Origin of the sequence: Chitinophaga sp. (genome assembly GCF_039596135.1) — a bacterium.
GTDB lineage: Bacteria > Bacteroidota > Bacteroidia > Chitinophagales > Chitinophagaceae > Chitinophaga.
Genome location: NZ_JBCNKH010000014.1, coordinates 65623 through 89506, shown reverse-complemented (window position 1 = coordinate 89506; position 23884 = coordinate 65623). Strand labels below are relative to the sequence as shown.

The 23884-nt window shown below is 46.6% G+C and carries 16 protein-coding genes; 12 read left to right on the top strand and 4 right to left on the bottom strand.

From position 1 onward, the window contains the following. The 9 genes from ABDW16_RS11830 to ABDW16_RS11790 are packed head-to-tail and all read left to right on the top strand — an operon-like array spanning position 1 to position 13667. Entirely contained in the window at positions 1 to 669 is a 669-nt protein-coding gene (locus tag ABDW16_RS11830; RefSeq protein WP_343669956.1) for a hypothetical protein, read from the top strand. Further along, positions 670 to 2481 (top strand): type VI secretion system tip protein VgrG, encoded by a 1812-nt coding sequence (vgrG, locus tag ABDW16_RS11825; protein WP_343669955.1) that lies wholly within the window; start codon positions 670 to 672, stop codon positions 2479 to 2481. Between the two features lie 14 nt (positions 2482 to 2495). After that, a complete protein-coding gene (locus ABDW16_RS11820; RefSeq protein ID WP_343669953.1) occupies positions 2496 to 2798 on the top strand; it encodes a PAAR domain-containing protein in 303 nt (100 codons plus the stop codon). Positions 2799 to 2804: 6 nt separating this feature from the next. Beyond that, on the top strand, positions 2805 to 3215 hold the full coding sequence (locus ABDW16_RS11815) for a GPW/gp25 family protein (protein ID WP_343669952.1): 411 nt from the start codon (positions 2805 to 2807) through the stop codon (positions 3213 to 3215). Then, positions 3212 to 6910, top strand: coding sequence for a hypothetical protein (locus tag ABDW16_RS11810; RefSeq protein ID WP_343669950.1), 3699 nt, complete (start codon positions 3212 to 3214; stop codon positions 6908 to 6910). Before ABDW16_RS11815 ends, ABDW16_RS11810 begins: the two co-directional genes overlap by 4 nt. A gap of 7 nt (positions 6911 to 6917) precedes the next feature. Continuing rightward, positions 6918 to 7694 (top strand): hypothetical protein, encoded by a 777-nt coding sequence (locus tag ABDW16_RS11805; RefSeq protein ID WP_343669948.1) that lies wholly within the window; start codon positions 6918 to 6920, stop codon positions 7692 to 7694. Continuing rightward, positions 7682 to 10060 (top strand): hypothetical protein, encoded by a 2379-nt coding sequence (locus ABDW16_RS11800; protein ID WP_343669947.1) that lies wholly within the window; start codon positions 7682 to 7684, stop codon positions 10058 to 10060. Before ABDW16_RS11805 ends, ABDW16_RS11800 begins: the two co-directional genes overlap by 13 nt. Beyond that, positions 10057 to 12342 carry a contractile injection system tape measure protein gene (locus ABDW16_RS11795; RefSeq protein WP_343669946.1) on the top strand — a complete coding sequence of 762 codons (2286 nt, stop codon included), beginning with the start codon at positions 10057 to 10059 and terminating at the stop codon, positions 12340 to 12342. Before ABDW16_RS11800 ends, ABDW16_RS11795 begins: the two co-directional genes overlap by 4 nt. Further along, entirely contained in the window at positions 12327 to 13667 is a 1341-nt protein-coding gene (locus ABDW16_RS11790; RefSeq protein WP_343669944.1) for an ATP-binding protein, read from the top strand. Before ABDW16_RS11795 ends, ABDW16_RS11790 begins: the two co-directional genes overlap by 16 nt. A 31-nt stretch (positions 13668 to 13698) precedes the next feature. On the opposite strand, the gene ABDW16_RS11785 is transcribed toward ABDW16_RS11790, so the two are convergent. From ABDW16_RS11785 to ABDW16_RS11775, 3 genes are all read right to left on the bottom strand, one after another. After that, a complete protein-coding gene (locus tag ABDW16_RS11785) occupies positions 13699 to 14835 on the bottom strand; it encodes an efflux RND transporter periplasmic adaptor subunit (protein ID WP_343669942.1) in 1137 nt (378 codons plus the stop codon). An 18-nt stretch (positions 14836 to 14853) separates the two neighbouring features. Beyond that, a complete protein-coding gene (locus ABDW16_RS11780) occupies positions 14854 to 19191 on the bottom strand; it encodes a CusA/CzcA family heavy metal efflux RND transporter (RefSeq protein WP_343669940.1) in 4338 nt (1445 codons plus the stop codon). 73 nt (positions 19192 to 19264) lie between these two features. Beyond that, the gene (locus ABDW16_RS11775) at positions 19265 to 19645 is read right to left on the bottom strand and encodes a hypothetical protein (protein WP_343669939.1); all 381 of its coding nucleotides are present in this window, start codon (positions 19643 to 19645) and stop codon (positions 19265 to 19267) included. Between the two features lie 52 nt (positions 19646 to 19697). Between ABDW16_RS11775 and ABDW16_RS11770 the strand changes: the two genes are divergently transcribed. Continuing rightward, positions 19698 to 20270, top strand: coding sequence for an XRE family transcriptional regulator (locus ABDW16_RS11770; RefSeq protein WP_343669938.1), 573 nt, complete (start codon positions 19698 to 19700; stop codon positions 20268 to 20270). Here the strand turns inward: ABDW16_RS11770 and ABDW16_RS11765 are convergent. Further along, on the bottom strand, positions 20241 to 21521 hold the full coding sequence (locus ABDW16_RS11765; RefSeq protein WP_343669936.1) for a DUF5690 family protein: 1281 nt from the start codon (positions 21519 to 21521) through the stop codon (positions 20241 to 20243). The genes ABDW16_RS11770 and ABDW16_RS11765 overlap by 30 nt on opposite strands. 206 nt (positions 21522 to 21727) lie before the next feature. Here ABDW16_RS11765 and ABDW16_RS11760 point away from each other — a divergent pair, with 206 nt between their 5' ends. Both ABDW16_RS11760 and ABDW16_RS11755 read left to right on the top strand, forming a co-directional pair. Then, complete coding sequence (locus ABDW16_RS11760; RefSeq protein WP_343669935.1) at positions 21728 to 22987, top strand: aspartate aminotransferase family protein; 1260 nt, start codon at positions 21728 to 21730, stop codon at positions 22985 to 22987. Then, the gene (locus tag ABDW16_RS11755; RefSeq protein ID WP_343669934.1) at positions 22984 to 23883 is read left to right on the top strand and encodes an alkaline phosphatase; all 900 of its coding nucleotides are present in this window, start codon (positions 22984 to 22986) and stop codon (positions 23881 to 23883) included. The genes ABDW16_RS11760 and ABDW16_RS11755 overlap by 4 nt, the downstream gene beginning before the upstream one ends. Position 23884: the final 1 nt, after the last annotated feature.

Below are 23884 nucleotides of genomic sequence, written 5' to 3'. Positions count from 1 at the left end.
ATGCCGGAATTGACCAAATTGAAAATAGAGGCATACAGCGACATGGCTTGTACCAAACCGGTAAACAAGTCTATTTATGCCATGATTAATCCTGCCAGCTTTTCCAAAAGCTATATGACGACGTACAAGAGCAGCGAGGAAATGAACAAAAGTAAGGATACCAAAACCTTTAAGAGCAGTGCAGCCAGGTTTGAACTGAACTTAATAATAGATGGCACCGGTGTAGTCCCTTTCCCGGATGGCATATCGTCGGTAGATGATTATATTGATAAGCTCAGTGATGTGGTTTCCCGCTATGACGGCAATCTGCATCATCGTTACTACCTTAAAATAACCTGGGGCCAGGTATTGGTGACTGGTGTGAGTGAGGGCCTGACCATTAATTATAAATTATTTGATCCCGGTGGAGCTACCCTGCGTGCGGAGGCTAAGCTCCGGATGGCAGAAACAAAAGACTTCCTGACCAAAAACAAGGAAGCAGGCAAAAACTCGCCGGATCTTACACATATACTGACTGTAAGGGCAGGCGATACACTGCCCCTGATGTCATACCGTGTTTATGGCAATTCGTCTTATTACATGGAAGTGGCGAGGATCAATAACCTGAATAGTGTACATGCCATCCGCCCTGGCGATCAGCTATATTTTCCACCGCTTAAAAAGATCTAAATGCCGGCACCATCACCTGCTAATATCCAGGATATCAATCTCTCTTTTACAATTACCGTGGCAGGCAACCCGGTAGAGGAAAAATATCCTGTTGTATCTATTCAGATCGTGCACGAAGTGAACCGCATCTCTTACGCAGAAATTGTGATCGCAGAAGGATTAAATGAGGATACAGAAGGAGACAGTGGTAATTTTCCCATCAGTGAAGGTGATGATTTTATTCCTGGAAACGAAATTGCCATCGCTGCCGGTTATGGCACAGACACACAAACTTCCCTGTTCAAGGGCGTCATTGTAAAGCAGGCTATCAGGGCCAGTACCGAGGCAGGCGCTGTACTCGTGGTGACATGCAGGCACAAGGCCGTGAAAATGACATACAATAAAAAGGAATGTGAATTTGCAGGAATGACAGATAGCGATATCATGAGCAAACTGACCAGCAACTATAGCCTGACCGCTACCGTGAGCAGTACAAGTTCTACCCTGGAAGCAGTGTTTCAAAAGATGGCAACAGACTGGGATTTTCTGCTTACACGTGCCGCTTTCAACGGGTTCGTTACTACACTGTATGACGACGACATGATAGTAGGTCTTCCTGACTTCAGTACAGATCCTGTACTGAGCATTACTATGGGAGATTCTATTATCGATTTCAAAGGCGAAGTAAGTGCAGAAAAGCAACCGCCATCCCTTCAGACTGCTGCCTGGGATCCCGGTACACTGGCACTGATTACAGCAGATGCTTCGGAACCTACGGTAGGCCTGCCAGGTAACCAGACTGCCTCTTCGCTATCCGGCAAGTTGGATCAAACGACCTTACAGGTTACGTCTACCGTGCCATTGATACAAACGGATCTGAAGACCTGGGCAGACAACCTGCTGATGCGCATGCGTATGAGTGCTGTGAAAGGCCAGGTTTCCTTTATTGGCAACGGTACAGTAAAACCCGGTTCCATGATCACACTGAACGGTGTTGGCGCCCGCTTTAACGGCAACGCATACGTCAGTATGGTCAAACACTCACTGGAAGAAGGAGAATGGACAACTACAGTGGGTTTCGGCTTCTCGGAAAAACCTATCTACGATAAAGAACAATATGCGTACAGCAATGCAAACGGCCAGGTTCCACCTGTTCATGGCCTGCAGCTGGCAACTGTAGTAAAAATTTCTGAAGACCCGGGATCTGCTTATCGCGTAAAAGTTAAACCTGCGTCTGCTTATGCAGAACAGAAAGGAATCTGGGCAAGATTAGCAAATTATTATGCTACTGCCGGTGCCGGTGCTGTATTCTGCCCCGAAGTAGGGGATGAGGTGATACTGGGCTTCCTGGAAAATGATACCCGCTATCCCATTATACTAGGCTCCCTCTATGGCAAAGCAAATACCCCACCTTTATCGCAGGCAGATGAAAAGAATAACATCAAAGCGTTGTATACAAGGAGCCAGCTACAGGTAAATTTCGATGACGATAAAAAAATCATCAAAATTACCACACCCGGCAACAATACAATTACAATAAGCGATGAAGGAAAAAGTATCACCCTCAAAGATCAGAACAGCAACAGCGTTCTGCTGGATGATAGTGGCATTACCCTGAACAGTACAAAAGATATTATTCTCAAAGCGACTGGCAATATCAAAATGGAAGCTACGCAAAAGTTAACTGCCAATGCTACCCAGGACCTGGAACTGGCAGGCCTGAATATCAAACAAACGGCACAGGTCGGGTTGACAGCGCAGGGAAGCGCTTCCGCAGAACTATCCGCATCAGGACAAACCGTCATTAAAGGCGGTATGGTGATGATCAATTAAAATAAATAGTCAATATGGGAACACCCGCAGCCAGACTCACGGACATGCATGTATGCCCTATGGTAACACCAGGCCTTCCCCCTATACCCCATGTAGGAGGCCCCATTACCGGTCCCGGTGTGCCAATGGTGCTTATTGGAAAAATGCCCGCCGCTGTGCTGGGCGATATGTGCGTATGCACCGGACCACCAGATACCATTGTAAAGGGCTCTGCCACTGTAATGATAGGCGGAAAACCCGCAGCCCGGATGGGAGACAGTACCTCCCACGGCGGGTCTATTGTGTTAGGTTGCCCAACCGTATTAATTGGAGGATAAATAATCATGGAAATACAATCATTCTTAGGAACCGGCTGGAGCTTTCCGCCCTCGTTTGATAAGGTAGGGCGCACCGCCGTCATGGTGTCCGATATCGCTGACATTGAAGAAAGCATCCGCATCATTCTCAGTACTATTCCAGGCGAACGGCTTATGCAACCGGAATTTGGATGTGACCTGAAGAAACTGGTATTCGAAAAATACGCCTCCTCCCTGATGGGCGAGTTGAAACATATGATCTACTATGCACTGCTGTATTATGAACCAAGGGTAAACAATGTAGATATAGCAATGCTGGGCAGGAATGAGCTGGAAGGCGTTCTTTACATACAACTGGATTATACCGTGATTGTTACCAATACCAGGCATAACCTGGTATATCCGTTTTATTTCCTGGAAGGTACGAGTCTGACATGAAGCACCTCTTTGATTATATCAGGGATGGGGTTACCCAATCAGAAAGGTACCTGCCGCCATTACACCCTACGTATGTAAAGATTGACGATCGTAGCCAGGCGCAACTGCTCATGCAGCTGGTGCGCTTGTCGAAACAAATCAGGTATTATAACCTGAAAAACGAGGAGGATGGCAACTGGCAGGAATTCTTACAGGCCGACCTGCTGATTGTGTTGCAGTACATTGCGCAACTGGACTTCACCCCTTACCAGAGCGAACAACTTGAGATCCGGCAGCGACTGGAACATGCAGCAGGTGATCAGGCACTGCAGGAAGGCCTGACGGCATTGTTTGACCTCCTGTATTCTTTAGCAACCTTCCTGGGTCAATACCTCCAGCTAGCCAGACAGGCAGACACCGTAGCCGCCTACTGGAATTATATTGACCAGGTTATGGATAGCATAGAGGAAGATGTATACCAGCTGATAGTTTATGAAAACCAGGCGCTCGGGCTATTCAGACCGGGCACTGTCTTACGGTCGAAAGACTTACCGGGGTTATTTAACAGAAGTATAAAGCGTGCGGCCGATGATCCGCACACACACAATTTTCTGGGATATGAATCACTCCACGAAATATATAACCGCCTCCGCGCCAAGTTCTACCAGATAACAAGTGCAGCCGGCAGGCAATTGACATTGCTTGAACCGGAACATCGGCACCATCCCCATATTGGGTTATTGCTCACTTTCCTGGAATTGTACAAACAGCTTCAATACCAGATCAATCAACTCACAGAGCGGCACCTTGAATATTATTATACAACGGTACTGGGCATACCTTTTAAAAATGCGCAGCCTGACCTGGCACATGTGGTACTGGTACCAGCACCTAATGCAACCAGCCAGTTTGTACCTGAAAATACACGCTTCCAGGCAGACCTGGTTAAAGGGCAGCCACCTGTGTTATTTCGCCTGCTGTTTGATGTGCCTGTATCCCAAACCACTATAAAAGCTTTACGTACTGTATTTATCAGCCATCACAAGCAGATTACGGCACAGGACGAAAACTACCAGGATGTAATAGAGACACAGGTCTACATGAAGCAACAGGCAATTGCCGTTGCATCTGCTTATCTGCCTGATGCCCCGCCTGTTCAGTCATGGCCTATGCTCGGTGAAGAACAGGCCGACCTGGCGGACAATAACCGTACGATGGACATTTTGCCCATGGGATTTATACTGGCATCTTCTTTACTACACCTGGAGGAAGGTGCCAGAACTGTGACTATTGAATTGCATGCCACTGAAGAGAGCTATCAAAAAATAAGCAGTTATGTAGCCAATCTGTGCGCGGTGATGAACAGAACTGAAGATGTGCTGAAATGGGAATTACTATCTGCTGCTTTCCTGATTTATTATACGGCGCCGGAAGGATGGGAAGCAGTGAAAGATTACACAGCCAGTTTTACTGCTAATGGTATCCGGGTTATTTACAATATTGGTATGACCGCACCTTCGCATGTGATGTACAGTGCCGCCATACATGGGGAGCACTATGAGAGCAGGCAACCCATGATAAAAATCATGCTGAATAATAACTCCTTTCATCATCCCTATTCTTACCTGCAATATCTGATACTGGATAGGATTACAATACACGCCAAAGTAAAAGGATGCAGGGCCGTGCAGTTAAAGAATAATGTAGGTCCGCTGAGTACCGCCAATCCCTTTCAGCTATTCGGACCAGCACCTGCTGTTGGAAGTTACCTGCAGCTCAGTAATCCAGATATCTTTAATAAGTATATAAAGCAGTGTTGTATACAGCTGGAATACCTGGATCTCCCGGCGGTAGAAGGAGGTTTTGATGCCTGGTATGCTGATTATGATGCCGGCATGACCAATGATACATTCCAGGTGAATATTAGTACCATACGGAATGGAGAATATCAACCGGCCAGGGAAAAAAGACAAACCTTCCCGTTATTCAGCATAGGTGATGATAAAAGGCTTAGGGTGAAAACAAAACTCAGTGATATTGATTTTACAAAGATCGTCTTCAATAATAATCCCCGTAAAAACAGTTCTTATGAAGACGGTACGGTGATCCTGGAATTGACAGGGCCAGGGGCGGGTTTTGGCCAGCGGCTATATACGCAGTTGTTCCAGGAAGTAGTGACACACAATGCCGGGAAATGGACGAAAAAAAAGCGCATTCCCAATCCGCCCTATATACCGCTCGTAAACGCTATCACGATTGACTATGAGCTGGAACATACAGAGGTGTTGAAACCGGAATGGGTAGATGATGTGAACAATCATACCGTATTGTTTCATATTTACCCGTTTGGATACCGGGTGGCCTATCCCCAGGCCAGTGAATCAGCATTTTCATTAGTGCCGGAATTTGAACATGCATCAAATTTATATATAGGATTAGATCATCTGAAGCCAGGGGAGTTACTCTCATTTTTATTTCAGCTGGAGGAAAAATACTATTCTGACACGACCGGTAAGTTGCCGGAATACCAATGGAGTTATCTCAATCATGATAAATGGCTGCCCCTGGACCAAAAGAATATATTGGCAGATAGTACACAGAATTTTATCCGGAATGGAATTGTTGTACTGAAAATGCCGCTATGGGATGCCAGCGGGCATACAAGGCTGGAACCTGGTTTGCAATGGCTGCGTCTTTCCAGTATAACTGCGCCTTCTACCCGGCCTATGGTAAAAGGAATTTTTCTGAATGCGGGAGTTGTGAAACGGCAACAGGTGGGAACCGGTGATGGCGCCAGTCTTCCGCCTTTTTCTATTAAAGGGCTTAGCAAAGAAATCAGGGGTATACAGCAGGTTTTCCAGTTTTTTCCTTCTTTTGGCGGCAGGCGGGCAGAAACAAAGGCTGAATACTATGTACGGGTGAGCGAGCGGCTCAGGCATAAGAACAGGCCGGTGTTGGGAGTCGACATTATCCAGATGGTACTGGAAGGTTATCCGGATATTCTTATTGCAAAGTATATTGCCAATTATGAGGAGACAGGCCCCGACCTGCAACTGGTAGTTGTGCCCCGCCAGCAGGAAGGGATGGAAGTACCTGAACCCAGGGTCAACCTGGCTACGCTCTATAGCATCCGGGATTATGTAATGCAGTTATTGCCGCCCTATATGGAGGTCACAGTCAATAACCCGGTATATGAACGTGTAAAGGTGCTTTGTGATGTTTGTTTCAATGATAGCGATAGCAATTACTACCTGAACAGGTTGTACGAAGACATCCGGCATTTTCTCACCCCATGGCTCTATGATAAGGGAGCCGACCTGAGTATAGGCAGCAAAATTTACAAATCCGATTTAATGAATTACATCAGGAACCTATCCTATGTAGCTTATATGACCGCATTTTCATTGGTACATTTTTTTACGGAAACAGATCCTGACACAGGCGAGACCTTGCACTGTGTACTTGATACTGCAATGGAAGAAGTCGAATTCATCGTTCCCTCTACACAGGGAGCTATATTAATTCCGGCCCCCCATCACAGTATCAGGGTCATTGATGAATGGATATACAGGGAAGCGGCGCCCATGGGCATCAATGATATGATCATAGGTGAAGAGATGATAGTAGGCCGGAAAATAATGGCAAACTATGGCCAGGCAGCGGAGAATAGTGATATAGAGGGAGAAATGATACGCTTAAGCATTCACTCAAAATAATTTCATTATGGCATCTAAAACATTAGGAAGAGAAGAGCTGAAAGAGCATTTTAAAAATGGGAAAATACCAACGGAAAACCATTTTGCCTGCCTGATAGATTCAACGATTAACAGGCAGGAAGATGGATTTTCGAAGGATGAAGAAAATGGACTGCTGATAAAAGCACTGGGCACTTCTAACCGGTTGATTTCTTTTTACCGCCATGCTGGTGATCAGGATCCATTTTTTATGATGGAAAAAGATGTGCGTGCCCAGTCAACCATCATGCGCCTACAGGCCTTTACTACGGAACAGGAAGAAGCAAAACGGGATGCAGCCAGCTTCTTTTTGCATACAAATGGGAGTATGGGATTGGGAGCACCCTGTGTGGACGATATCAGGTTGCAGGTAAAAGGGTTCGCCGCGATGGAGGGCCGTATAGGGAACTACATGGGTGGCACTATCCCGGCCGATGGCAAATGGCATTCCATCGTGGAAGGCCTCAACAATTGCCAGGCAATGGAAGTAATGGCGCGGGCAGGAATGATTAATACAGGCCGGTTCGCCATCATGCACGCCATTGCGGTAAGTGCCTTCGGCACAGGGCACAACAGTATACGGCGTACCAGTGCACATTACGGTTACTATTGGAACCGCCTACGCTTGCGGTGGAAAGGAAAGACGCATAAATACGACCTGCAGTTGCGCACCAACAGCAATTATGGAAAAGATGTAGACATATATTACAGGATCACCCGCTTATGGGATGATGCTGCTTTTTTACCAGCGGAATGTTATCACTGATGAACAGTCAGCCTATACAAATAACGAAGGATACCCGGTTTGACTATGAAAAACTGCGTGCAGATGCTTTGAGCCTGGTGCAAAAACTGTCTGGTCATATCTGGACGGATTATAACATTTCTGATCCGGGCGTTACCATCCTGGAACAGCTTTGTTTTGCCATCACAGATCTTGGATATAAAACCGGCTTTCCTGTGGAAGAAATTCTGGCAGGTCCGAATGGTCAGATTGATCCGGAGGCACATGCATTTTTTAGCAAAGGAGAGATCCTGTGCTCAGGACCTATTACTACAAAGGATTTCTGCAAACTACTATTAGGCCAGGTAGACGGTGTGGAACAGGTATGGATTGAGCCCATGCTGAGCAATACAGGTAGTTCCATCTGCAAGGGTATCTACAAAGTAAAGGTGCAGCCAGATGAAAATATTACCGCCACAGGCCAATACGATCAGCTACAGGAAGACATTCGCCGCTGTTTACAGTGGTATCGTAACCTGGGTGAAAATTTTGAAGAAATTACTATTCTTCGTCCCCTCAATATAGCCATTAAGGCTGCAATACTCGTCGATGAAAAGCAACATGTAAAGGAAACACTGGCTTATATCTGTAGTACAATTGAGCAGACTATTCACCCGCCGATAAGGTTCCTTTCTGAAGCGGAACTGATTGCCATGGGAAAGACTACGGACGAAATCTATGCAGGTCCGTTACTGTCCGGTGGTTTTATTCCTGATGAGGACCTGAAACCGGCAAGAATCCAGGTAGATCCTACAGAACTGATCAAAGCAATTTCGGACATTGAAGGTGTGCTGCAGGTAAAATATCTCTACCTGTCTATAGATGGTACACACTTCAGCAATAAACCGGTGCTGGTTCCACCGGGTTATTTTCCGGCTGTGGATATCAGTAACAGTAATAACGATATCACGATTTTTAGCGACCAGTTCGAACATCACTCCCAGGATGCACTCTTCTGGAACATCTTTGAGCGCATCAGGGAAACAAGGAAACGACACTATACAGGGCAGCAGGTATCAATGGCAGATAGCTCCCTTAATGGGGTATACCGGGACCTGGGCCGGTATTATTCCATCCAGCATTTTTTTCCGGCTATTTATGGAATCGGTATGGAAGGTATTTCCAAAGATGCCAGCGATGCAAGAAAGGCGCAGGCCAAACAGTTAAAAGGCTACCTGCTGTTCTTTGAGCAGATACTGGCAAATTATCTCGCGCAATTGGGAAATATCAGCAATTTCTTTCGTCCGGCTGAAAAACAGACTTACTTTACCCAAACGCTGGATGACGTTCCGGGTGTATCGCAATTACTGGATGACGGGTATATGACAGCTTTGGCAGATACAGGTGATTCAGACGAAAGGAAAGAGGCTATACTGGATCATTTGCTGGCCAGGTTTAACCTTCCTGTACTACCTTATCCGGTTACACTATTCCAGCGTTTATATGGCGGCGTTACTACGATAGAATGGAAAACCGGGTTGCTGAAAAAGCTGCCATTCCTGATGTATACGCGAACCAAGGCTGGTGCAGGTGGCTACCAGGAGGGGCTGCGGCAACTGCTATATATGCATTGGAAGTTTGGTGAAAGACTAACAGCCGTATTTGAGGAATCGCAGCTGAACCTGGGTGAGGGGCAGCCCGCTGAACGCTTTATGCTGCATGATATTCCCGTTGTGAGTGAAATACCATCAGGCGCGGATGGTTATTATTTTGGACATCAGCCCCTGCACTTACTGCGATACGGTATTGACCCCGCGAACTATAGAATTCTATCAGACAATCACCAGTATTTCGTACTGTACAAAGCCCCTCCTCAAACGGAATGGCAGGCCGTGGCCCGGCATACGCAGCGGAATCAGGCAATAGCGGCACAGGCAGCCATTATCAGGCACCTGAAAGACATTAGTATACAATCGGAAGGATTTTATGTAGTAGAGCATTTGCTGTTAAAACCTGCGCTTACTGAGCCTGTATATGGATTTCGGGTAAAGAACCACCAGGGAGCAATACTTGCAGAACAGCAGCACCTCACCTTTATGGAAAGAGAAAAAGTTGTGGCAGCAGGTGCATTCAGTAACCAGATTGAGTTTTTTGTATCAACGGCTACAGGCCAGCTGTTACCTGAGTCTTTTTTTCATTTTAACATCACCGTTGTCTTTTCCGGATGGCCGGCCAGGTGCCAGTACCAGGAATTTAAACTATTTGCAGAATCACTGTTCCGGGACCTGACACCTACGCAATATAGATTGAAGTTTCGCTGGCTGGGTGTGAATGATATGCGGCGTTTTGAAGCTGCCTGGTTCGATCAGGCGAATAAAGATGCATTAATTGAATTTCTGACCAGATGAGTCATCAGCACAAAATAAAGCAGATGGTAATGGACGCTGCCTTTACAGAAAGGGAGCTGGCGGGTGAATTGCAGGACAAAATCAGCCGGGTGTTTAATCATAGTATAGAACCGGCTACTACTGCCTTGTTCAACCAGTTGGGCGCGAATGGCGAAAGTGTGTGGATAGAGCGGCTGGAACTGGATCTGGGAGAAATGGCTTATGACAACTTCGAGCAGCAACTAACCGATCGGATCATCGCAGCACTCAGGGATGCCCTGGAGGGCAAGCTGGAACTGGTAACGCTGGATACCGGCAATCTGTATTTCAAAAATGAAACAGAACGATTATATGCTTTGCTGGAACATTACCTGCTGACAGGTACTTTGCCCTGGTGGGCAGATTATGGCGAAGGCGCATTACTGGATGAATACATGATCCGGTTGATGACCGCTACACCAGATCGTTTCAGCAGGTTTATCATAAGCATCAGTCAGACTGATTATGTATTGCGCCGGATCGTCTATCACTTTTCCCGGCATACACTGGAAAAGCTGATTACCCTGCTGGAACCAGACCAGGCAGAGTTTATATACGGCTACATTGCCAATGTGCTGATGCTGCAACAGCAACGGCCAGCCGTGAAAGCCACACAGGAGGAATTTGAAAAGATGGTGTGGCTGTTTGTGCTCACTTACCTTGTAACAGATAACAGCGGGCAGTTTAACAGGAAATCGTTCATTCGCCGCAACCTGGAGCAACTGGCACATCATTTCAATATCGGATATGTACGATTGCTGTATACTTTCAGACAGGCATTGATCTTTTATAAAAAAGAAATTCCGGCAGGTTCGCTTGCCGCATTGATCCGGGAACTGTATGAAGAGAAATTTTCAGATGCATCTCCTACCATAGCTACTACACGGGAGTCCGTGCTGGCATATTTTTTATTGGTAACATCCGGAGATGTTATGGTACGGCGCATACTCGATCCTTACGGACCAAATGTACCGCTGCCGGCCTCCTGGATAGGGTATGATACCATCCCTGAACAATCGGACAGGGAAGAAGTATGGCAACAGGCGGTATTCCTGGTCACTTTATTTTTAAGTGGAGAACCGCTTCCTTACTGGTTTACACAACTACAACCCGGCTTGCAGAATGGCCTGTTACAACAGGCGATTATATTACTATACAGGAAAAGAGCGGTACTGTTGTTTTCGCTGTGGGAGAAATCTATACGGTTTCCCCAGATCCGGTTAAGGATGCACCAGCTGTTTGCCAACCCGGTCAATCCATTGGAAGAGCAGATTCAAAAGCAACTGGCAGAGTATGTAGAACGGGATACAATCAGGTTCCTGCAAGAAACATTGAATGATCAGCAGGCGGATAGCTTTATAGAGATCTGGAGAAAGGCAACGGATAAAAAACGATTCTACAGGCAGGTATTACAGGCAGCACCGGCTATACAGCGGATTGCACATTTGTTGAGAGAAGCTGAATTCTGGCTCCTGATGGCAGATGTGCCTATCTTTACAGTGGATCTGCTGAAAGAAATGCAGTCAGCACTTGTACAGCTGGGTGCAGATAATATTGAAAGGGACCGTATCCGGCATTTATTCAGGATCTTTAACCTGCAATGGCTGGGAGGACGATTGATATTGAAAGATGCGGAGCAATACAAAAAGGCCCTGCGTGAGTTCCTACAGCAGTTTGATGAAAGGGCCACCCACCGTATTTTACAACCTCAAAAAGAAAAGGTAATGCCTAAAAAAAAGGTAGCTACATCTGAACAGGAAGGTATTCAGATCAACAATGCAGGATTGGTATTGTTACATCCTTTTTTCTATACCTACTTCACCCGGTTACAATTATTAGAGAATGGAAAGTTTGCCGACCCAATGGCACAGCAAAGGGCCATCAGGTTATTACAACTACTGGTGGATGGGAAGACTGATCATGCAGAACATGAATTGGTTTTAAATAAGATCCTTTGTAACTATCCACTAGAACAGCCTTTAGTACCGGATATAAAAATCACTCCAGCTGAAATGGAATTAGCCACGCAACTCATACAGGCCGCCATTCAGCAATGGGAAAAAATGAAGAACAGCAGCATAGAAAGTTTTCGCGCCAGCTTTCTGCAACGTGAAGGATTAGTATGGTATGCGCAGGAAGCCTGGTTTCAACGCGTGATACCTCGCGGTTATGATATTATTTTACAAACCCTGCCCTGGAGTTATGGCATGATCAAAACCTCCTGGACAGACAAATTCTTTTATACCGAATGGACACCTTGCTGATCAGTTCAAATGCCAGGGTATTACAACAGGAGCTTGCCTGGCTCAGGGAGGTACTGGAAGTACGTATGCAGCAATACTTTGAAAAAAGTACGCTGTCATTTCCTGCACCACCGGCATTACCTGATGATGACGCTGTATATGCGCGGATACTGCGGCACTACAATGTGACTATTCCCGAAAGACTCTTATTATTACTGGCACTCGCTCCGCATATTCAGCCCCAGCTGCTGGATATCTTTTATCTCAGGAACAGCACTTACGACAGGGGCTTTACAGAATTTGGCGGCATCAAGGGCCAGCAACATGGTGGATTTTTGCCTACAGCAGAAACGGCTGCTTTTGTAATAGCAGGTGATCAGCTGGAACAGCGATTCCTGTTGCAGCAGCTATTAGGGCCAGATCATTTCTTTGCCAAACATAACATGCTACGTATCCAACCCGCGCATGCAGATGAACCCTTTTTTAGCGGGGCATTGCAGGTCACTAATGAATACCTGAGTTATTTTACCCTGGGCACTCCACATAAACCTGACTACAGTATTCACTTTCCTGCCCGGAGAATTGAAACAGGCCTGAACTGGGAAGACCTGGTGCTGGATGAACGGACCATGGCAGAAGTCGATGAAATAAGAACCTGGGTGGAATATGGGCCCACACTGCTGCAGGACTGGAAGATGAATAATAGAATTAAACCCGGCTACCGGGCTTTATTTTATGGCCCTCCGGGCACCGGCAAGTCTTTAACAGCTTGCCTGCTTGGCAAGACATTCGGATTAGATGTATACCGCATAGACCTCTCTATGGTCGTATCTAAATTCATAGGCGAGACAGAGAAAAACCTCGCTGGTGTATTTGATCAGGCGATCAATAAAAACTGGATACTATTCTTTGACGAAGCCGATGCATTGTTTGGAAAAAGAAGTAACACCACATCTTCGAATGACCGGTATGCGAACCAGGAAGTAGCTTACCTGCTGCAGAGAATCGAAGATTTTCCCGGGCTGGTGGTGCTGGCTACAAACCTGAAAGCAAATATAGACGAGGCTTTTGGCCGGCGTTTTCAATCCATGATTTATTTTCCTGTACCGGGTCCTGCACAGCGGGAACGGCTCTGGCAACAATCATTTCCGGAACATGTGACGATGGAAGAGGGACTCCTGTTATCGGAGGTTGCTAAGAAATATGAGATGACGGGTGGTGCTATTATCAATGTATCGCGCCATAGTTGTCTCGCAGCATTGAAAAGGGGAGATACGGCTATTCTGCAGAAAGATATATTGACAGGAATCAGGAAAGAGTTTGGAAAAGAAGGGAAAACAATTTAGGGACTGGCAACATATGCCAGCCCCTGTTTTATTACTCATCGTCCCCCGTATTCTTCATTTTCATGAGAACAGGATAGGCATTATCTATCACATATTCTCCTTCAGGCAAATCGGTTTTGATTTCAGTGAAACCATCTGTATGCACGCCAATTTCTACAGGTATCAGCACATAAGTAAAACCAGTATCCACTTTGAACACGTAGTTTTTTCCCTGCCACTTTACAATCGCATTGTCCGGTAATGCTTTTACCTGTGCATTGTTCAGTGCAATTTCAGCATTCATGAACATGCCGGGTGCCAGCCGCTTGTCATATTTTTTCAGGTGACAGTGTACTTCCGCAGTATGAGCTTCATCTACACCGTGTGTGATGAAGTGAACTTCGGCCTGGTACTTTTCATCGCTGTTATTCGTCCAGGCAATGACTTCCTGCCCAGGGCTGATCTGTGGCAGATCTTTCTCAAAAACCGTGAGACTCAGGTGCAGGTCTGCAGGATCCATCAGTTCAAACAATATGTCGGTAGGCGCTACATATTTGCCCGTGTTCACATTCACCTTACTCACAAAACCACTGATCGGTGCGATAATGCTGATCTGGCGACTGATGTTTGAAGACCTGAGATTTGCCGGGTTAATGTTGATCAGGTGCAGCTTTTCGGAAAGCGCGCGTGCGATCACTTTCTGGCTTTCATATTCACTCCTTACCTGTTGCAGTACCTTATCACTATTTGCTTTGGACTGGTTCAGTTCCTGCTGACGGGCATAATCCGCTTCCAGGAAGGTCAGCTTACTTTGTGCCACCAGGTAATCTTCCTGTAGCTGTACATACTGGGGATCTTCCAGTACAGCCAGTACCTGTCCTTTCTTTACCTGCATGCCGGGCAGCAGGTTCATGGTCTTCAGGTACCCGCCCAGCGGGATGCTGATGGTAACGAGGTTTTGAGGTGGTACGTCGATAACACCACTTACCCGGAGGGAGGTATGCATCTGTTTCAGTTCAGGTTTGCCAGTGATGACACCTGCATTCTTTACCTGCGTGGAAGTCAGCTGTACCGTATTGCTGCTGCTATCCACAGCCTGCGTTTTGGTCGCTTCTTTATTATCGGCTGATGAATGACAGCCGGTCATGATGATCAGTGAGCCTGCAAGAACGTTTAATATATCCCGCATGTTGAGTATTTAAATAAGTTAGTTAATTCCGCTGATTTTCTCGATGTCAAAAGCGGCATCGTTCAATTCTATGATCAGGTTATAGTAGTTACTGCGTGTTTCAATGGCCTGGTTGACCAGGATGGTCCATTCCAGGTAACTGCTTTCGCCGCTGTACAACCTTTTGTTAGCGCCTTCTATGAGAATACCTGCATTAGGCAATTGTACGGTAGTGTAAGTGTGCAGTAACTCCTGGTAACGGTAATAATTGTTTAATGCCCTGGTCAGTTGCTGGTCCAGTTGCTGTTTGTTGGCAGCCAGTTCCTGTTCCTGCCGCCGGATGAGGATATTACCTGCTTTGATACGAGCACGCTGTGCACCACCAAAGATGGGGATGCCGATACCTGCATTCACAGCAGAGAACCGGGTGCCGCTTCCAAAATATCTTTCTGTACCGGTTATATTCTGGTAGCCGGTAATGCTGCTGTTTGCATAGCCCACACTAATAGAAGGCAGCATTCTGCTCTTTTCCAGTTTGTATTCAGCACTGATTGCATCCAGCTGTCGCTGTTGCAACAGCAGGAGAGGAGCATTGTTCAGGCTATTGCTGTCAGGCAGTACTGCAGGGTGGTATACCAGGCTATCACTGGCAGGAACAACAGGCGTTGTACTGTTCAGCAAAATACCAAACAACTGCAACGCTGCATTGTAGTCTGCCTGGAGGATGGCCAGTTGCGAAGCAATTTGTAAGCGCTGGTTTTCGGCAGTCGCTTTTTCCAGTGCATCGGTATCACCTGTCTTGAGTCGCAATGCCGCTTTGGTTACAAATACCGCATAGATGCTATCTGCGTTTTGGAGCAGGCGCTGTTTTTCCTGTAATACCAGCAGGTGGTAGAAGGTAGATTTTACGCTTGACCTCAGCTCATTTTCTGTATTGCGGGTATTGGCCTGGCTAATCTGCCATAGGGCAATGCCCAGGTCACGCTGGCGCTTATAGACAGTAGGAAATTCAATGCCTTGTGAAATGGTGAACCTGTTATCATTCGCCATACTGTTGATATGGCCATATTCCGCATTGATCTGTGTTTTATCAGGATTGAAGTTGCTCTTACGAAGCATGGCATAATAATCCTCCCCTGATTTCGCGGCTTTAATATGCAGATTGTTTTTTACGGCCAGGTCCAGCGCTTCCTGCAAGCCTACTTTTTGCTGTGCATGCAGGCCGGCGCCAATCAGCAGCAGAACCGCCACAGCAGCACCCTTCTTATAAAAGCGGAATCCTTTTTCAAAAAGAATGTATAAAACGGGTAATACAAAAAGTGTCAACATAGTAGATATGATTAAACCACCGATGACCACGGTGGCCAGTGGTTTCTGTACTTCTGCACCAGCGCCCGTGCTGACGGCCATTGGGATAAAACCCAGGGATGGTACCAGTGCAGTCATCAATACTGCGCGCAGTTTTGACTTGGTGGCATGCCTCACTATACGGCGTACATCATGCCAACCCTCACTTTTCAACCGGTTAAATTCGGTCACCAGCAGGATACCATTCAACACGGCTACCCCAAATAGCGCAATGAAGCCTACGCCGGCAGAGATACTAAATGGCATGTTGCGTATCCATAAGGCGAAGACACCCCCGATAGCTGATAATGGAATTGCTGTGTATATAAGCAGCCCTTGTTTTACTGACTGGAATGCGAAATACAACAGCAGGAAAATGAGTAGTAACGCAATCGGTACTACGACAGATAAACGCTGCTTTGCAGCTGTGAGGTTATCGAAGGCGCCACCGTACACGATAGAATAACCTAAAGGTAGTTTCACCCCGGCAGCGACCTTTTGCTGCAGTTCCTGTACAATGGTCTGTACGTCACGGCCATTTACGTTGAAACCCACGATGATGCGGCGGCGGGTGTTTTCACGCTGAATCTGGTTAGGACCTTCTATCTCTTTGATTTCTGCAACCTGGTAGAGTGGAATCTGCATGCCATTGGCAGCAGGCACCAGCAGGTTTTCTACATCCTGGATGTTTTGCCTTGCCTCACCAGCTAATCTCACCACCATGTCAAAACGCTTTTCACCTTCGTAAACCACACCAGCAGCCTGGCCCGCAAAGGCCGTATTCACTACCCGGTTGATATCACTTACATTCAGGCCATAACGGGCCATGGCATCGCGGTTGTAATTGATCACGATCTGTGGCATACCGGTTACACTCTCCACATATAGGTCTACAGCACCTTTCACGGTATGGATCACTTCACCCAGCTTGTTTGCATACAATGCCAGTGAGTCGAGGTCTTCTCCGAAGATCTTGCACACCACATCCTGGCGGGCGCCTGTCATTAATTCATTGAAACGCATCTGTACGGGAAACTGGAAACCAACGCTGAGTCCCGGTACAACGGAGAGTGCTTCGGTCATTTTCCGGGACAGTTCCGGGAAGGTTTTCGCAGAGGTCCATTCCTTTTTATCTTTCAGGATCACCATCACATCTGCCGCTTCCAGCGGCATCGGGTCTGTAGGAATTTCCGCACTCCCTATTTTCGTCACTACCTTTTCTACTTCAGGAAATTGTTTCAATAGAATACCGGAAGCCTGTTGAGTGGCCTTGATGGTTGACTTCAGGTTACTACCCGTGAGCAGGCGGGTTTCTACTGCAAAGTCACCTTCTTCCAGCTGTGGAATAAATTCACCGCCCATATGCCCGAGAATGATGACTGCCGCAGCTATCAACACCAGTATACCGGCAATGATGGTACGGGGATAATTCATAACACGGCCCAGGAGAGGTTGATAGAAGCGCTCCAGGCGGGTCATCATTTTATCGGCCAGGGAAGATTTATGAGAGAGTTTTTTGTTCAGGCACAAAGCACTCATCATCGGCACATAGGTAACAGACAGCAGGAATGCGCCTAGTATAGCAAAGGCTACCGTGAATGCCATTGGCTTGAACATCTTACCTTCAATACCCTGCAAAGAAAGGATCGGAATATATACGATGAGGATGATGATCTGGCTGAATACAGCGGAGCGGATCATGGTTCCCGTGCTTTTGTTGACGGCTGTATCCATTTCTGCCTGTGTAATCTTCGACAACTTAGAATGGGAGAACCGGTGGAGAATCGCTTCTACTACGATCACCGTACCATCCACGATCAGACCAAAGTCAATCGCCCCAAGACTCATCAGGTTACCGCCTACACCAAACCTGTTCATCAGGATGACGGCAAACAGCATGGAAAGCGGGATTACGGAAGATACGATCAACCCGGCCCTGATATTGCCCAGGAAGAACACCAGTACAAATACCACGATGAGCGCTCCTTCCATCAGGTTGCTTTCAACGGTTTTAATGGCATTGTTCACCATTTTGGTACGGTCCAGGAATGGCTCTATGACTACGCCTTCGGGCAAAGCTTTTTGTATTTCTGCCACCTTGGCCTTTACTCTTTTGATCACGGCAGAAGAGTTTTCTCCTTTCAGCATCATCACAACTGCTCCGGCTACTTCGCCTTCTTCATTAAAACACATGGCGCCATATCGGGTGGCGGCACCAAGGTGTACTTCAGCCACATCACGAATGAGCAGGGGCACCCCGTTATTGAGGTTCTTTACGACAATCTTTTCAATATCGGCCATACTGCCTGTGAGCCCCTCACTGCGGATGTAGAGTACGGTAGGGCCTTTTTCAATATAGGCACCACCGGTGTTCTGGTTATTCTTTTCCAGTGCGTCGAACACTTCGGCGATGGTAATGCCATAAGCTTTGAGTTGTTCGGAGCGTACAGCAATTTCATATTGTTTCAGTTCACCGCCAAAGCTACTCACATCTGCCACACCGGGTGTGCCGAGTAATAGCCGGCGCACCGTCCAGTCCTGCAGGGTACGAAGGTCCATAGCCGTGTATTTACCTTCATAGCCTTTTTTAGGCCTTACTACGTACTGGTAGATCTCACCAAGCCCGGTAGTCACCGGCGCCATTTCTGGCTTACCTATGCCATTAGGAATGGCATCCTGCACCTGTGCCAGTCGCTCTGCGATCTGCTGACGTGCCCAGTAAATATCAGTTTCGTCGTCGAACACAATGGTGACGAGGGATAAACCAAAGCGGGAAAAGCTCCTGAGTTGTTTCAGACCTGGAATATTACTACAGGACTGTTCAATTGGAAAAGTGATGAGTCGCTCTACATCCGGCGCACCAAGGGCAGGAGATACGGTTATAACCTGCACCTGGTTGTCCGTAATATCGGGAACCGCATCGATGGGCAACCGGGTTACTTCAAAAGTGCCCCAGCCGATAAGGGCAATTACAAACAGCCCAATGATCAGCTTATTCTTTACAGAAAAGCTAATTATTTTATTAAGCATAAGATATCAGATTCAATCAAATGGAAATTGAAGGAAGGGAACCTTCCTTTACTATGCAATATATAAGAATAGATTATGCCCGGGGAGGACGAAAAAGCTTACTGGTAGCCGGATTAGGAAGATGATCGCCATCCAGCTCAGGATATTGGATAGAAATATTGGCCACCGCCTGTACTTTTAGATTGGTAATTTTGGCGAGTGGTATGAACACCTGTTGAACGGTAGTGGTGTTTACTTTTTTGAAGGGTAACTGGTTGTCGCGGTCCTGGTCATTGTCATTCTTATCCTTTCCCCAATAGTGCATGGAAAGGAACTGCACCACAGTCAGGTTTCCATCCTGTGCGCGATGCTCTATATAGTGCATCACCAGCACCGGCAGCTTGATAAGCTGATCAAACGAGATGGTGTGCAGTGTGAAGAGACCCATTAATATATAAAGGCGTAATTTTCCCACGACAGTGCAAAGATAAAAATTCTATCTTTACTCTGAAGCCTTATCTTATATTATGCAGGAAGATATATTGATACAAATCGGGAACAAGATTAAAGAAATTCGTAAAGCTAAAGGGATCACCGTGCAGGAACTGGCCAGCAAGGCCGAAGTGAGCAAAGGGCTAATTTCACAGATTGAGAATAACCGTACTATACCTTCCTTGTTGGTATTGATGAATATTATCACCTCACTGGACCTGGACCTGAATGAATTTTTCAAAGGCATAGAGCAACAGGCGCAAGCCTCGCATGTGATTGTGAAGCGGAGTGAGGAATATTATGAGTTTGAAAAGGAGAAGACCAAGGGCTTTAAATACAAGCGCATTATGACGCGCAACCTGAAGAATTTTCCTGTAGATATTGTAATGCTGGAACTGAAGCCAGGTGCCAAAAGGAGTAATATGGTGAAGACGGAGGCCTATGAATATAAATATATTGTACAGGGCACCGTCGAATACCTGATCAACAACGAGAAGCATACCCTGTATGCGGGCGATTCCATCTTTTTTGATGGCAGACAGGGGCACCGGCCTGCAAATATCGGCGCGGACACTGCCTTAATCCTGGTAGCTTACTTCTTTATTTAAAAGCAATTTTTTAAAAAATAACACACAGGTAAACAACAGCATCCCTCCACCTATGGTCATAATACAGCTAAACTGGGCCATCGTGTCTGACCACTTCACCGTTTTGGCAAAGAACTCCTTGTAGAAAAGAATCCCTACGCTGCCGAGATAGCCTAAGGCATCGCAGAGGTATACGAAATAACCGGCATTGGCGCGGATGTGAAACAACGCAATCATTCTTTCGAAGAGAGCGACCTGTACGGGTACATAAGCCAGGAATAATCCCATACCCACCCATAACATCCAGTTAAATCCAGAAATGAAGTGCACATGGTATAATAGTGTACTGATGCCTCCCATACCAATCCCGGCGATGATTACGCCCATGGTTACATGAAAAGCCTTTTCATTATTCTTTATTAAGCTAAGTGCACCCACTGCCACGAGTACAAAGATGCTGCAGAGTACTTCTGTCTGGGCAAGGACGGTCTTGCTCCAATGGGTATCGAGTTCGTTCCAGATCTCTACAGTGAAGTTGTCTCTGAAATCGCGCATGGTAGCCAGCATACAGTATACGATCATGATGCAGGCAATACCCGGGCCAAACTGGCGGAGCACGTTTGCTTTGTCCGCACGGGTCATGGGTGGGCGTTCTGCACGAAGCATTTTATCGGCTTCAGAAGGGGCGGGTATAACAGATAGCATCCAGACAAAGAAACAGAAGAAAGGGAACGCGATGGCACCAATGGTAAAGGGAAGCCAGAATTCCGGAATATACGGGAATAAGCTATGAACTTCCAGGTAGATGGTTTTTAGAATACCACTGGCAGCAATAATACTGATGCTGAGCCCTATGGAAAGGACTTCGGTGTATTTACGGCCTTCGAGAAAACTAAAAACCACGCCCCAGATCATACCAAGCGGCAGACCGTTGAAAAAGAGAAAAATGAAATTGTATGGATAAGGAACAAGGCCAAAAAATAATAGTGCTATAGCGGAGAACCCTACCAGGCCAAGAATGAGTTTTACCCTGCCGGCGGGGCGGAGTTCGGAAATGATTTTGATTCCTATGAATTTGGAAGTCATATAGCCGAGTACCTGGGAGATAATGCATATGGCTTTGTAACCCATACCAAAGAGAGTGTATTCGGAATAAAGACCTGTAGACATCGGTTTACGGAAGGCATACATACAAAAATAAGTGCCAAAAGAGGCAATCAGGCACCAGAGTGTGAACCAGGGGCCGGAGGCATTCTTGAGTAAACGATGCATAGGTGAGAAAGTTTAATATTTGTAAATATATTTTACAAAAGTGGCAGGTAGGTTAAGCTAATATTAATTAAAGATTAAGTCTCAGTATAGAAATGCGTTCCGGCTAGTGTTTAGTATTAGTAAATATTATATCATACCTTAGTTTTACTAATACTTAACAATTTGTTAAGCCAAACTAAACTATTTCTTTTAGATATTTGTCCGGTATGGAAGCGCAATTCTCATCAAAAGAAGGGGATATAAACCTGTCCGAAAACCGGCAGGAATGGATGAGCCGGCACGCAGATGCCGCTACTACAGCATTACTGGATGCAGATGCAAAAGTATTCCTGCACCAGTCGCTCTCTACGCCCTGTATGGATGTTCTCTCGGGTGCGGAAGGCATCTACATTATCAACCAGCAGGGTAAGCGATACATGGATTTTCATGGTAACAGCGTGCACCAGCTGGGTTACCAGAATAAATATATCACGGACAGGGTGAAAGCGCAGATGGATACCCTTGCTTTTTCTCCCAGGAGGTTTACCAATATACCAGCTATACAGTTGGCAGAAAGGCTGACTACCGGAGATCTAAGCAGGGTATTATTTGCGCCGGGCGGCACCTCCGCCATTGGGATGGCGCTGAAACTGGCCCGTGTGGTGACTGGCAAATACAAGACTATTTCCATGTATGACTCCTTTCACGGCGCATCTATGGATAGTATTTCTGTAGGAGGTGAGTACCAGTTTCACCAGGACATAGGGCCGCTTTTGCCCGGTAGTATCCATGTTCCGCCACCAGATACACCGCGGGGCATCTGGAAAGATGAAATGGCCTATGCAGACTACATTGAATATGTAATCGAAAAAGAAGGCGATATCGGTGCACTGGTAGCAGAGACCATTCGCAGCACAGATGTAATCATCCCTTCTGTACAATACTGGAAAAGACTGAGGGAGATCTGTACCCGTCATGGTGTACTCCTCATCCTGGACGAGATTCCTATTTGCATGGGGCGTACGGGAACGCACTATGCCTGGCAACAATATGACATCATCCCTGATATCGTCGTATTAGGGAAAGGCCTTGGCGCAGGCCTGGTACCGATGGCCGCCATGCTCTGTAAAGAAGAATTCAATAAAGCCGCACATATCTCACTGGGGCATTATACCCATGAAAAAAATCCATTGGGTGCAGCTGCGGCACTGGCGGCGCTGGACTATATGGAGGAGTATAAGGTACTGGATCATGTAAAGAAAATGGAAGAATATATCCGTTCCCGTTTAGAAGGGTTTACTGCCAGGGGCAAAGGAATGCTCTGGGCCATAGAAACAGATCAGGCAGAAAAAGTACTGTACCGCTGCCTGGACCAGGGGCTGAGTTTCAAAGTATCCAGTGGCAGGGTATTATCCTTATACCCTCCATTAATTACTACGAAAGAAGAAATGGACCATGCTTTAGACATCATAATCACCGCTATATGAAAAAATTCCTGACTGGCTGTCTGTTATTACTACCGGCCTCCCTGCAGGCACAGGAGAAATTTCCTACAGGTATTGAACACGTCATTATCATCGGGGTCGATGGCATGAGCCCCGACGGGATCAAACAGGCCCAAACACCTGTGATGCATCGTCTCATTGCCCACGGTGCTGTAAAGTGGAATGTGAGAACAGTACTACCCAGCAGCAGTAGCCCGAACTGGGCCAGTATGATCATGGGCGCAGGTCCTGAGCAACATGGCATCACGGACAACGACTGGCAGCGCGACAAACATTCTTTACCCCCGGTAGTAGCTAATGATGAAGGTATCTTCCCCACCATCTTTGGCGTACTACACCAGCAATTCCCCCAGGCTAATATTGGCGCTGTCTACCACTGGGATGACTTTGGCCGCCTATTTGAAAAAAAGGCCGTAAATCATGACCGTCATTTTAGTACAGAAGATTCAACCGCCACGGATTTTATTCAATATATCCGGGCAGAGCAACCATTCTTTGCCTTTGTACACTTCGATCATGTAGACCATGCCGGTCATGAATACGGTCATGGTTCACCGTTATATTACCAGGCAGTGGCCAAAACAGATTCACTCATTGGCCGCATTATGGAAAGCATACCACGTAACACACTGGTGATCATCACCGCAGACCACGGCGGCAAAGGCAAAAGCCATGGCGGTGCTACTCCGGAAGAGGCAGAGATTGCCATGATCTTTTCCGGCAAGGATGTGAAACCCGGTTATATCATCACGCAACCCGTATACACTTACGACCTGGCTGCCACTATTGCATTTGCCCTGCATGCCAGACCACCTTATGCCTGGATAGGCCGCCCTGTTATGAGCGCCTTTGAAGGGTTTGCTGCACCACAAAATTAAT